15 protein-coding genes are annotated in these 11,306 nt (G+C 61.3%); all 15 read left to right on the top strand.

Going from position 1 to position 11,306, the window contains the following annotated elements; translation table 11 throughout:
• The first annotated feature begins 34 nt into the window (after nucleotides 1–34).
• The 15 genes from ndhC to nuoK all read left to right on the top strand — a co-directional run bounded on the left by ndhC (nucleotide 35) and on the right by nuoK (nucleotide 11,291).
• On the top strand, nucleotides 35–409 hold the full coding sequence (ndhC, locus tag K3146_RS04505; protein WP_221544973.1) for an NADH-quinone oxidoreductase subunit A: 375 nt from the start codon (nucleotides 35–37) through the stop codon (nucleotides 407–409).
• A 34-nt stretch (nucleotides 410–443) separates the two neighbouring features.
• Nucleotides 444–977, top strand: coding sequence for a NuoB/complex I 20 kDa subunit family protein (locus K3146_RS04500; RefSeq protein WP_221545223.1), 534 nt, complete (start codon nucleotides 444–446; stop codon nucleotides 975–977).
• Nucleotides 974–1,180: a hypothetical protein gene (locus K3146_RS04495; RefSeq protein WP_221544972.1), complete on the top strand. Its 207-nt coding sequence runs from the start codon at nucleotides 974–976 to the stop codon at nucleotides 1,178–1,180. Before K3146_RS04500 ends, K3146_RS04495 begins: the two co-directional genes overlap by 4 nt.
• Nucleotides 1,177–2,025 (top strand): NADH-quinone oxidoreductase subunit C, encoded by an 849-nt coding sequence (locus K3146_RS04490; protein WP_221544971.1) that lies wholly within the window; start codon nucleotides 1,177–1,179, stop codon nucleotides 2,023–2,025. Before K3146_RS04495 ends, K3146_RS04490 begins: the two co-directional genes overlap by 4 nt.
• Nucleotides 2,025–2,567, top strand: coding sequence for a hypothetical protein (locus K3146_RS04485; RefSeq protein WP_221544970.1), 543 nt, complete (start codon nucleotides 2,025–2,027; stop codon nucleotides 2,565–2,567). Before K3146_RS04490 ends, K3146_RS04485 begins: the two co-directional genes overlap by 1 nt.
• The gene (locus tag K3146_RS04480; protein ID WP_221544969.1) at nucleotides 2,564–3,781 is read left to right on the top strand and encodes an NADH-quinone oxidoreductase subunit D; all 1,218 of its coding nucleotides are present in this window, start codon (nucleotides 2,564–2,566) and stop codon (nucleotides 3,779–3,781) included. Before K3146_RS04485 ends, K3146_RS04480 begins: the two co-directional genes overlap by 4 nt.
• Nucleotides 3,781–4,449: an NADH-quinone oxidoreductase subunit NuoE gene (gene nuoE / locus K3146_RS04475; RefSeq protein WP_221544968.1), complete on the top strand. Its 669-nt coding sequence runs from the start codon at nucleotides 3,781–3,783 to the stop codon at nucleotides 4,447–4,449. The genes K3146_RS04480 and nuoE overlap by 1 nt, the downstream gene beginning before the upstream one ends.
• Before the next feature lie 133 nt (nucleotides 4,450–4,582).
• Nucleotides 4,583–4,729, top strand: coding sequence for a hypothetical protein (locus K3146_RS04470; protein WP_221545244.1), 147 nt, complete (start codon nucleotides 4,583–4,585; stop codon nucleotides 4,727–4,729).
• A complete protein-coding gene (nuoF, locus tag K3146_RS04465) occupies nucleotides 4,729–6,021 on the top strand; it encodes an NADH-quinone oxidoreductase subunit NuoF (RefSeq protein ID WP_221544967.1) in 1,293 nt (430 codons plus the stop codon). The genes K3146_RS04470 and nuoF overlap by 1 nt, the downstream gene beginning before the upstream one ends.
• A complete protein-coding gene (locus K3146_RS04460; RefSeq protein WP_221544966.1) occupies nucleotides 6,018–6,623 on the top strand; it encodes a hypothetical protein in 606 nt (201 codons plus the stop codon). Before nuoF ends, K3146_RS04460 begins: the two co-directional genes overlap by 4 nt.
• Nucleotides 6,616–8,604, top strand: coding sequence for an NADH-quinone oxidoreductase subunit NuoG (gene nuoG, locus K3146_RS04455; RefSeq protein ID WP_221544965.1), 1,989 nt, complete (start codon nucleotides 6,616–6,618; stop codon nucleotides 8,602–8,604). The genes K3146_RS04460 and nuoG overlap by 8 nt, the downstream gene beginning before the upstream one ends.
• Before the next feature lie 193 nt (nucleotides 8,605–8,797).
• The gene (gene nuoH / locus K3146_RS04450) at nucleotides 8,798–9,859 is read left to right on the top strand and encodes an NADH-quinone oxidoreductase subunit NuoH (protein WP_221544964.1); all 1,062 of its coding nucleotides are present in this window, start codon (nucleotides 8,798–8,800) and stop codon (nucleotides 9,857–9,859) included.
• Nucleotides 9,856–10,341, top strand: coding sequence for an NADH-quinone oxidoreductase subunit NuoI (gene nuoI / locus K3146_RS04445; protein ID WP_040963880.1), 486 nt, complete (start codon nucleotides 9,856–9,858; stop codon nucleotides 10,339–10,341). The genes nuoH and nuoI overlap by 4 nt, the downstream gene beginning before the upstream one ends.
• Before the next feature lie 27 nt (nucleotides 10,342–10,368).
• Nucleotides 10,369–10,989 carry an NADH-quinone oxidoreductase subunit J gene (locus K3146_RS04440; protein ID WP_221544963.1) on the top strand — a complete coding sequence of 207 codons (621 nt, stop codon included), beginning with the start codon at nucleotides 10,369–10,371 and terminating at the stop codon, nucleotides 10,987–10,989.
• Nucleotides 10,986–11,291 (top strand): NADH-quinone oxidoreductase subunit NuoK, encoded by a 306-nt coding sequence (nuoK, locus tag K3146_RS04435; protein WP_221544962.1) that lies wholly within the window; start codon nucleotides 10,986–10,988, stop codon nucleotides 11,289–11,291. The genes K3146_RS04440 and nuoK overlap by 4 nt, the downstream gene beginning before the upstream one ends.
• The last annotated feature ends 15 nt before the right edge of the window (nucleotides 11,292–11,306 follow it).

Genomic DNA, 11,306 nt, shown 5'->3' with positions numbered 1-11,306 from the left:
CAGCCCCGCAAACCCCTCCCAGACGGAATCATACGTGGTCGACCTCGAACAATATCTTCCGATCCTGATCTTTCTTTTCATCGCAGTAGGCCTGTCGGCCCTGTTCGTGTTCCTGCCCATGGGCGTGTCGCGCCTGACCGGGGCACATGCGCCCGATGCGGAGAAACTCAGCGAATATGAGTGCGGCTTCCCGGCCTTCGATGACAGCCGCAGCCAGTTCGACGTGCGTTTTTACCTCGTCGCGATCTCCTTTCTTCTCTTCGACCTCGAGGCGAGCTTCCTCTTTCCCTGGGCTGTCAGCCTCGATGTAACGGGCTGGGCAGGCTGGATCTCGATGGTCGTCTTCCTCGGTATCCTGGCCATCGGCCTGGCGTACGAGTGGAAGATGGGCGCGCTGGATTGGGACTGATATGAGCAATTCGACGATCATCACCCCGCCGGACATGGTACCCGCCGCACAGCCGGGCGAGGTGCGCCAGCCTGACGCGGACTATTTCCACGCGCTCCAGACCGAAGTGAACGACAAGGGCTTCCTCGTCACCAGCACCGAGGACCTGTTCCAGTGGGCCCGCACCGGTTCGCTGTGGTGGATGACCTTCGGCCTTGCCTGCTGTGCAGTGGAGATGATCCACGTCAACATGCCGCGCTACGATATGGAGCGTTTCGGCGTCGCCCCTCGCGCATCCCCGCGCCAGAGCGACGTGATGATCGTTGCCGGCACTCTGTGCAACAAGATGGCCCCGGCGCTGCGCAAGGTTTATGACCAGATGTCGGAGCCGAAATACGTCATTTCCATGGGCAGCTGTGCCAATGGTGGCGGCTACTATCACTACAGCTACAGCGTCGTGCGTGGCTGCGACCGTATCGTGCCGGTCGATATCTATGTGCCCGGATGCCCTCCGACGGCTGAAGCCCTTCTCTACGGGGTCATGCAGTTGCAGCGGAAGATCCGCCGCGTCGGGACTATCGAGCGATGAGTTCGGTCGTTCCAGTGTCCGCCCGCAAGCTGGGCGCATTCGCCCTTGGCGCGATGGCGACAGGTGCGCTGGCTGTTGGCGCAGTGGCGATCGGTCGCCTCGTTCTCGGCCGCGTCCTGATTGGTTCGGCAAAGCTGAAGCGCCTTGAGATCGAGGAGCTGGTCGTCGGCAAGATTACGAAGAAGGATGATTTCACCCGATGAACGTCCTCCACTCCGCACCTCGCTTTACGCGTATCGAAGGGCTCAGGGACACGCTTTCCAAGTCGCTTGGCGAGCATCTCGTCGATGCACATGAAGAGCACGGCGAGTTGCTGCTCACCGTAAAGCGCGCCTCGATCGAGGATGTGCTGCGCATCCTGCGTGACGACCACGAATACCAGCAGCTGATGGAAATCGCCGGGGTCGACTACCCCTCGCGTGCCGAGCGCTTCGAAGTCGTATACATGCTCCTGAGCCTCACCAGGAACAGCCGCATCATGGTCAAATGCGCGGCGAGCGAAGATACGCCGGTACCGACGGTGACGACACTGTGGCCCAACGCGGGCTGGCTCGAACGCGAAGTGTTCGACATGTACGGCGTGCTGTTCGACGGTAATACGGACCTGCGTCGCATCCTCACCGACTATGGCTTTGAAGGGCATCCTTTCCGAAAGGATTTCCCGCTCACCGGCTATGTCGAGCTGCGCTATTCCGAAGACGAGAAGCGCGTCGTTTACGAGCCGGTCGAGCTCGCGCAGGACTTGCGCCAGTTCGACTTCATGAGCCCGTGGGAAGGCGCGGATTACGTGCTTCCCGGCGATGAGAAGGCCGATATGCCGCCCGTCGACGAGCCGAAGACCACCGAGAAGCCCTCGCAAACGGGTGCGGGCAAGAAGGCGGACGACAAGGCCGCTGAGAAGGTCAGTGCTGCCGCACCGGCCGAGAAGGATGGCGGGGAAGACGCGCCGGCTCCCGAGCCGACCGAGGACCAGCCCGCACGAGCCAAGCGCAAGGGCAAGACCTCGCGGACTGCAAAGGCGACCGAACCGAAGAAGGGTGATCGCTAATGCGCATTGCGTTCGCCACCCTTACACTGCTCGCGCTCGCTGCCTGCTCGCAAGAGCCAGCAGTCGAACAGGACAGCGCCGATGATTTCGCCAATCGGATCGGACAGCAGCAGGGCGGGGCGGTGCTCGATCCCTCGCAGCCCGATCCCGATGCGCCGAATGTTGCGGCACTTGCTCCCCCTGAGAATGCGAACCTCACCCGGCTCCAGCAGCTTGGCGATATCGGCGGGGTCAATCTCGGTCCTCGCCAAGGTGGATGCACCTTCATGGTCGACAGCCAGGAAATGATCATCGCGGCGGGCATGAACGAGCCGACCCTGCCGGGTAAGGCTGTCGTCCGCGTTGGCGATACGCTGGTCATGGCTGATGCCGCTCCCGGCGGGCTGGCTTCGATCAAGGCCGGCACGACCTTCACTGGCGAAGGCTTCACCGTGCAGGTCGCGCCTGCCGCTGGTGAAGGGCAGAGCCGCCCGGCAAATGTCGTCGTCACCGACGCTGCCGGCACCTCGCAAGACTATTCCGGCAATTGGAACTGCGCATGAGTACGGGCCTTCAAATCGAAGAGTCGCCCACCACTGGCGACGAGACGATCACCAATTACACGATCAACTTCGGGCCCCAGCACCCGGCAGCGCACGGCGTGCTGCGCATGGTGATGGAGCTTGATGGCGAGATTATCGAACGGATCGACCCGCATGTCGGCCTCCTGCATCGCGGCACCGAGAAGCTGATCGAGCACAAGACCTATCTGCAGGCGCTGCCCTATTTCGACCGGCTCGACTATTGTTCGCCGCTTGCACAGGAATACAGCTACGTCCTCGCCATCGAGAAGCTGCTCAACGTCGAGGTGCCCGAACGCGCGCAGTATATCCGCGTGCTGTTCGCCGAGCTGACCCGCATCTGCAACCACATGCTCAACATCGGCGCGCACGTCATGGACGTCGGCGCGATGACGCCCAACCTGTGGGTATTCGAACTGCGCGAAGACTGCATGAACTTCTTCGAGCGTATGAGCGGCGCGCGTATGCACCACGCCTATCTGCGTCCGGGCGGCGTTCACCAGGACGTGCCCGAAAAGCTGCTGGTCGATATCGGCGAATGGATCGACACTCGCCTGCCCGAACTGTTCGGCGATGCGATGAGCCTCGTGCTCGACAACCGGATTTTCAAGCAGCGCAATGTCGATATTGCCGTCGTCAGCAAGGACGATGCCGTGGCCTGGGGCTTCTCCGGCCCGATGATCCGCGCAGCCGGGATCCCGTGGGATCTGCGCAAGTCGCAGCCCTACGATGTCTACGACCGGATGGAGTTCGACATTCCCGTCGGCACCAATTCGGACTGCTACGACCGCTTTGTGGTGCGCGTGAAGGAAGTGTACGAAAGCGCCAAGATCATCAAGCAGTGCCTGCGCGACATGCCCACCGGCCCGATCGCCAGCACCGACCGCAAGGTTTCGCCGCCCAAGCGCGCCGAGATGAAGCAGTCGATGGAAGCGCTGATCCACCACTTCAAGCTCTATACCGAGGGCTTCCACGTGCCCGCAGGCGAAGTTTACGTCGCTACCGAAAGCCCCAAGGGCGAATTCGGCGTCTACCTCGTCAGCGACGGCTCGAACAAACCCTATCGCTGCAAGATCCGCCCGACGGCCTTCAGCCACCTTCAAGCAATGGATTTCATGAGCAAAGGCCACATGCTGCCCGATGCCACCGCCATCCTCGGCGCAATCGACGTCGTGTTCGGGGAGTGTGACCGCTAATGGCTGACCGTAATCCCGCACCCGATACCCCCGAGCTGCGCGAGCGCTGGGGTGCTTTCGAGTTTACCGAGAGCTACCGCGCGAAAGCGGACACGGCGATTGCGCGCTATCCCGAGGGGCGTCAGCGCTCTGCGGTGATGCCGCTGCTCGACCTTGCCCAGCGACAGGTTGGCGAGGAAACCGATACGCAGGGCTGGCTGCCGCTGCCGGTGATCGAATATGTCGCCGACTATCTCGACATGCCGGTGATCCGCGTGCTCGAAGTCGCCAGCTTCTACTTCATGTACAATTTGGTCCCGGTTGGTAAGTACCACGTGCAGGTCTGCGGCACGACGCCCTGCATGCTGCGCGGTTCGGACGGACTGTTCGAAACCTGCAAGAAGCGCGGCATGAAGAAGGGTCATGTCTCGGAAGACGGTCTCTGGACGCTCACCGAAGTCGAATGCATGGGCAATTGCGCCACCGCGCCGATGGTCCAGATTAACGACGACAATTACGAAGACCTGACGCCCGAGCGCCTTGATGAAATCCTCGACGAGCTGGCAGCAGACAAGCAGCCCAAGACGGGCACGCAGATCGAAGGCAAGAAGACCAGCGAGCCCGAAGGTGGTCCGACCACGCTGAAGGAAATGGTCACCCAGAACCACGATTACCGGGGGGATTGGTGATGGTTACCGGATTCGGAATTTTCTTGCTCTTCGCAGCATTGGTGGCGTGGTTTCTTGAGGGCAGCCATACGATGGCTTTGCTGCAGGGTGGGGTGATCCTGATCTTACTTGGGCGTGTCGTGGATCACCGGATATGATGGAAATGGACTTCATAACCATTCTCATCGCGGTCGTCGCCATCGCCGTCGCGTGGAAGATACTCAAGGGCATCGTGAAGACGGCTGCCCTCGTGCTCATCCTCGCCGTCGCCGCCTATTTCGTTTTTGGAGGTTTCGCCTGATGCTGGCCGACAAGGATCGCATCTTCACCAACCTTTACGGCTTCCAGGACTGGGGCCTGAAGGCGGCGCAGCAGCGCGGCGACTGGGACGATACCAAGTCGTTGATCGCGCGCGGGCATGACAGCATCATCGAGGAGGTGAAGGCTTCGGGCCTTCGCGGCCGTGGCGGTGCGGGCTTTCCGACCGGTCTCAAATGGTCGTTTATGCCGAAGGAATCGAAGGACGGCCGTCCCAGCTTCCTCGTCATCAACGCCGACGAATCCGAACCCGGCTCATGCAAGGACCGCGAGATCATCCGCCACGATCCGCACAAGCTGATCGAAGGCGCGCTGGTTGCCGGTTACGCCATGCGGGCGAGGGCGGCCTACATTTACATCCGCGGCGAATATATTCGCGAGGCCGAGGTCCTGCAGGCTGCGATCGACGAGGCCTATAACGCTGGCCTCATCGGCAAGAATGCCAGCAAGTCAGGCTATGACTTCGACGTTTTCCTGCACCGCGGCGCGGGCGCCTACATCTGCGGCGAAGAAACCGCGATGATCGAGAGCCTTGAGGGCAAGAAGGGCCAGCCGCGCCTCAAGCCGCCGTTCCCGGCAGGTGCGGGCCTCTATGGCTGCCCGACCACGGTCAACAACGTGGAATCGATCGCCGTCGTCCCGACCATCCTGCGCCGCGGCGCAAGCTGGTTTGCAAGTTTCGGGCGCGAGAACAACAAGGGCACCAAGCTCTTCCAGATCAGCGGCCATGTGAACACGCCCTGCGTGGTCGAGGAAGCGCTTTCTATCCCGTTCAGCGAGCTGATCGAGAAGCACTGCGGCGGCATCACCGGCGGTAAGGACAACCTCCTCGCGGTGATCCCGGGCGGTTCGTCTGTTCCGCTGGTTCCGGCAGAGCAGATCTGGGATGCGCCGATGGATTTCGACGGGCTCAAGGACTTGGGTTCGGGTCTCGGCACGGCAGGCGTCATCGTGATGGACAAGTCGACCGACATCGTCCGCGCGATCAGCCGCCTCAGCTACTTCTACAAGCACGAAAGCTGCGGCCAGTGCACGCCCTGCCGCGAAGGCACGGGCTGGATGTGGCGCATGATGGAACGCCTGCGCACCGGCGATGCGGCGATCGAGGAAATCGACATGCTGCAGCAGGTCACCAAGCAGGTCGAAGGCCACACTATCTGCGCGCTGGGCGATGCAGCCGCATGGCCGATCCAGGGCCTCATCCGCCATTTCCGCCCAGAGCTCGAACGCCGGATCGAAGAACACAACGCCAAGTTCGCGGAGGCCGCGGAATGATACGTGCACTTCCCGTTCTCGTTGCCCTCGCAGCAGCCCCGCTTGCTGCACAGGAAGACAAGAAGGCCTGGCCGATCGAGGCACAGCATCGCCTCGGAGCGGTTGCCGCATGCATTGTGAATGTCAGCCACGGTAAAGCCGACCGGTTGCTAACCAGCGATTTTCGCACCAGCAGCTATCGCAAGGGGCTGGAGCGTCTTGCGAACGACAATCGTGGTTGCTGGCGCGAGAACAAGCTCAGAGCAAGCTATGGGCTTCCCTTTGCAGGCGCGCTTGCAGAAGCGATGCTTGAGCGCGGGGAGGGCAATCTCATCGTTCGCATGGCGCAGGCTCGCGAGACCGAGCGCCTGACTTTCTCGGCTACCGATGCCATGGCGCATTGCGTGGTCAAGGCACGTCCGGGTGTGACCGCGTCGTTGTTCGGGACCGAGATCGGGTCCGATGCTGAGTCCCAGGCAGTTGTCGCGCTCAGCGGGGCGATCGCTGATTGCGCAAGCGCGAACGGCATCGACGGCCCGGTCCGCAATATCCGATACTTGCTGGCAACCGCCTCCTACAGGCTGGTCGCCGCTCATGAAGAACAGGTTGGTTCCGATGCCTAAGGTCAGTGTAGACGGACAGGAAATCGAGGTTCCGGAGGGCGCCACCGTCCTCCAGGCCTGCGAGCTTGCGGGCAAGGAAATCCCGCGTTTCTGCTATCACGAGCGGCTCAGCATCGCCGGCAACTGCCGCATGTGCCTCGTCGAAGTGAAGCCCGGGCCGCCCAAGCCGCAGGCCAGCTGCGCGCTTCCGGCGACCGAGGGTCAGGAAATCCGCACCGACAGCCAGATGGTCAAGACCGCGCGCGAAGGCGTGATGGAGTTCCTCCTCATCAACCACCCGCTCGATTGCCCGATCTGCGACCAGGGCGGCGAATGCGACCTGCAGGACCAGTCGGTCGCCTATGGCCGCGGCGCGACGCGCTATGAGGAAAACAAGCGCGCCGTTACCGAGAAGTACATGGGCCCGCTGATCAAGACGGTCATGACCCGCTGCATCCACTGCACCCGCTGCGTGCGCTTCAGCGAGGAAATCGCTGGCGTCGATGAAATCGGCGCGGTCGGTCGCGGCGAGGACATGCAGATCACGACCTACCTCGAGCAGGCCGCCGAGCACGAACTGTCGGCCAATGTGATCGACCTGTGCCCCGTCGGCGCGCTTACCTCGCGCCCCTACGCCTTCGAAGCGCGCCCTTGGGAGCTCAAGAAGACGCTCAGCATCGACGTGTCGGACGCTGTTGGCGCGAATATCCGCCTCGACAGTCGTGGCCGCGAAGTCATGCGCGCGCTCCCACGCGTGAACGATGCGGTCAACGAGGAATGGCTGTCCGACAAGGGCCGCTACATGGTCGACGGGCTTTCGAAGCGCCGCCTCGACAAGGTCTTCATGCGCAAGAAGGGCGGTCTCAAGCCGTCGACTTGGGACGAGGCATTCAAGGCTATCGCCAAGGCCAAGCCGGGCAAGTCGATTGCCGCGATTGCTGGCGACATGGTCGATTGCGAAACCATGTTTGCAGCCAAGTCGCTGCTCAAGGCTTGCGGTTCGAACCTGATCGAAGGTCGCCAGACCGGCATGGACTATGACGTGTCCAACCTCGCGGCGGTGAATTTCAACTCGACCTTTGAAGGGCTTGAGCATGCTCAGGCGATCCTGATCGTAGGCAGCTACATCCGTTGGGAAGCCCCGCTGGTCAACGTGCGCATCCGCAAGGCGGTGAAGCGCGGTGCCAAGGTCTTCGTGGTCGGCCCCGAATGGGAGACGACCTATCCTGCCACGTTCCTTGGTAACGATTTGAGTGTTCTCAATGATTTGCCGGGCGAAGTTACGGACGCATTCAAAGCCGCGGATAAGAGTGCAGTCATCGTTGGCGGCGGGGCGCTCAAGGGCGCACACGGCAAGGCTCTGGCGCTGGCGAGCGAGTGGGGTGCAGACTTCAATGTCCTGCACTTCTCCGCTGCGCGCATGGGTGGGCTGATGCTCGGCTTTGCGCAGAAGGGCGGCATGGCGGATATCGTCGCAGCCAAGCCAAAGGTCGTGATCAGCCTCGGCGCGGATGAGATGGATTTCGAACCCTTCGCCGGCGCGCTGAAGGTCTACATCGGCCATCACGGCGACAAGGGCGCGCATGCGGCGGATATCATCCTGCCGGCAGCGAGCTATGCCGAGAAGGACGGAACCTACGTCAACACCGAAGGCCGCGTGCAGTTTGCAGAGAAGGCCGTCTTCGCTCCGGGCGATGCGCGCGAAGACTGGACTATCCTGCGCGCTCTCGCCGATGCCTTGAAGGTCAAGGTTGCCTTTGACAGCTTCTCGCAACTCCAGGCAGCGATGATTGCCGAAGTCCCCGCGTTGGGTGAAGAAGGCCTTGCCGACTACGGCGCGCTTCCCAAGGCAGACAGCAATGCCAAGGCCGAAGGCACGATGACCGCCTATCCAATCAAGGATTTCTACCTCACCAACCCCATCGCCCGCGCAAGCGAAGTGATGCAGCGATGCTCGAGCGAATTGCTCCATGGTGGCGAATTGGCGGAGGCCGCGGAATGAATTTCGTGGTGACTATCGGTGGGGCAATCGCATTTTGCGCTGTTCTTTTCGGATTGGCGTCGTTCGCGCCGAAGCTTCTAAACAAGATCCCACCGGGGCCTGATGCGGGCGATGACGCTGCCGCAGGGGGAGGCTACGGCTACCAAGGAATTGATCACTTCACCGGTGACGCCGGTGGTGGAGACGGGGACTGATGACCGAATTCTTCCAATCCCTCGGCATGAACTACGAATGGGCGTGGTTTGTCGCGACCATCGCGGGTATCCTGCTGATCGCGCTGCCACTTATGCTGGCCGTCGCGATGATCATCTATGTCGACCGCAAAGTCTGGGCGGCGATCAACCTGCGCCGCGGGCCCAACGTGGTCGGCCCGTTTGGATTGCTCCAGAGCTTCGCGGACGGTCTGAAGGTGTTCCTGCAGGAAACCATCATCCCGAGCGCGGCGAATAAGGGCATCTTTATCCTCGCGCCGATCGTGACCTTCACTGTCGCGCTGATGGCATGGGCAGTGATCCCCTTCGATGCGGGTGTGGTGTTGGCTGACATCAACGTTGGCCTGCTCTACATCTTCGCGATCAGCTCGCTGTCGGTCTACGGCATCATCATGGCAGGTTGGGCTTCGAACTCGAAGTACCCCTTCTTCTCGGCCATGCGCGCATCCGCGCAGATGATCAGCTACGAAGTCTCGATCGGCTTTATCATGGTCGGCGTGATCCTCTATGCGGGCAGCTTCAACCTCACCGACATCGTGATGGCGCAGAAGGGCCACGGGCTCGGCATCGTCAACGGCTATGTCTTCAACATCCTGCTGTTCCCGATCTTCGTAATGTTCTTCATCTCGGCGCTTGCGGAAACACAGCGCGTTCCCTTCGACCTGACCGAAGCTGAGAGCGAACTCGTCGCCGGTTACCAGACCGAGTATTCCTCGATGAGCTTCGCGCTCTTCTGGCTCGGTGAATACGCCAACATCCTTCTGATGTGCGCGTTGATGACAATCTTGTTCTTCGGAGGCTGGTTGCCGCCGCTGGATATCGACCTGATCCCCTGGTTCGATATCCCGGGCGTTATCTGGTTCTTCGGCAAGATGTTCATGTTCTTCTTCATGTTCAGCTGGGTCATGGCGACCGTGCCGCGCTACCGCTACGACCAGCTGATGCGCTTGGGCTGGAAGGTTTTCCTGCCGCTGAGCCTGTTCTTCGTCGTTCTCATTTCCGGTTGGCTCATGGCGACCGGCCATTATGGAGCCGCCGCATGAGCGTCGCTCATTACATCAAGTCGTTCACCCTCTGGGAGTTCGTGAAGGCGCATGCCCTCACGCTGAAGTATTTCTTCAAGCCCAAGGTGACGATCAACTATCCGTTCGAGAAGAACCCGCTCTCTCCGCGCTTCCGTGGCGAGCATGCGCTGCGCCGTTATCCCAACGGCGAAGAGCGCTGCATTGCCTGCAAGCTGTGCGAGGCCGTCTGCCCAGCGCAGGCGATCACCATCGAGAGCGAACCGCGCGAGGACGGCAGCCGTCGAACGACGCGCTACGACATCGACATGACCAAATGCATCTACTGCGGTTTCTGCCAGGAAGCCTGCCCGGTGGATGCCGTGGTCGAGGGTCCGAACTTCGAATACGCAACCGAAACCCGCGAGGAGCTGCTTTACGACAAGGCCAAGCTGCTCGCCAATGGTGACAAGTGGGAGCGGGCGATCGCCGCGAACCTTGAAGCCGACGCACCCTATCGCTAACGGCGCCGCAATCGAAACCGGGGCAATATGATCCAGACCTTCGCCTTTTATCTCTTTGCGGTGCTCGTGATTGCATCGGCCGTGATGGTGATCACGGCGCGCAATCCGGTGCATAGCGTGCTGTGGCTCATCCTCGCCTTCTTTAACGCGGCAGGACTGATGGTGCTGGTGGGCGCCGAATTCATCGCGATGCTGCTGGTGATTGTCTATGTCGGCGCGGTCGCGGTGCTGTTCCTGTTCGTAGTCATGATGCTCGACATCGACGTGGCTGCCATGCGCGCAGGCTTCATGAAGAACTTCCCGCTGGGCATCGCCATCGCGCTGATCCTTCTGGCAGAGCTGGTGCTGGGCATTGGTGCCTATCGCACCGGCGCGATCGAGCTGGGCACTCCGCTGGCATCCGATGCACCCGCGATGGTCGAGAGCAACACCGCTGCCATCGGTGCGATGCTCTATTCGAAGTACATTGTCCTGTTCGAAGCGGCCGGCATCATCCTCCTGGTCGCGATGATCGGCGCGATCGTGCTCACGCACCGTCCGTCCAAGTCCAAGCGCGGGCAGCAGGACATCGGCAAGCAGGTCCGCCGCAATCCCGACGAGGCAACCGTCATGAAACAGCCCACTGTGGGCGAGGGGGTCGAGCTGTGATCGGCATCGAACATTACATCATCGTCAGCGCGATCCTGTTCGTGCTCGGCGTGCTCGGCATCTTCCTCAATCGGAAGAATATCATCGTTATCCTGATGGCGATCGAACTGATCCTGCTCGCGGTGAACATCAACATGGTAGCCTTCAGCGCCTTCCTGAACGATCTCGTCGGACAGGTCTTCGCCATGTTCATCCTGACCGTTGCGGCGGCAGAGGCGGCCATCGGGCTCGCCATCCTCATGATCTACTTCCGTGGCCGCGGCACGATCGCGGTCGACGATGCGAACCAGATGAAGGGATAAGCACCAGTGCAAGCC

It is taken from the genome of Qipengyuania vesicularis, assembly GCF_019711415.1.
GTDB classification, from domain to species: domain Bacteria; phylum Pseudomonadota; class Alphaproteobacteria; order Sphingomonadales; family Sphingomonadaceae; genus Qipengyuania; species Qipengyuania vesicularis.
This window is presented reverse-complemented; position numbering and strand designations above follow the sequence as displayed.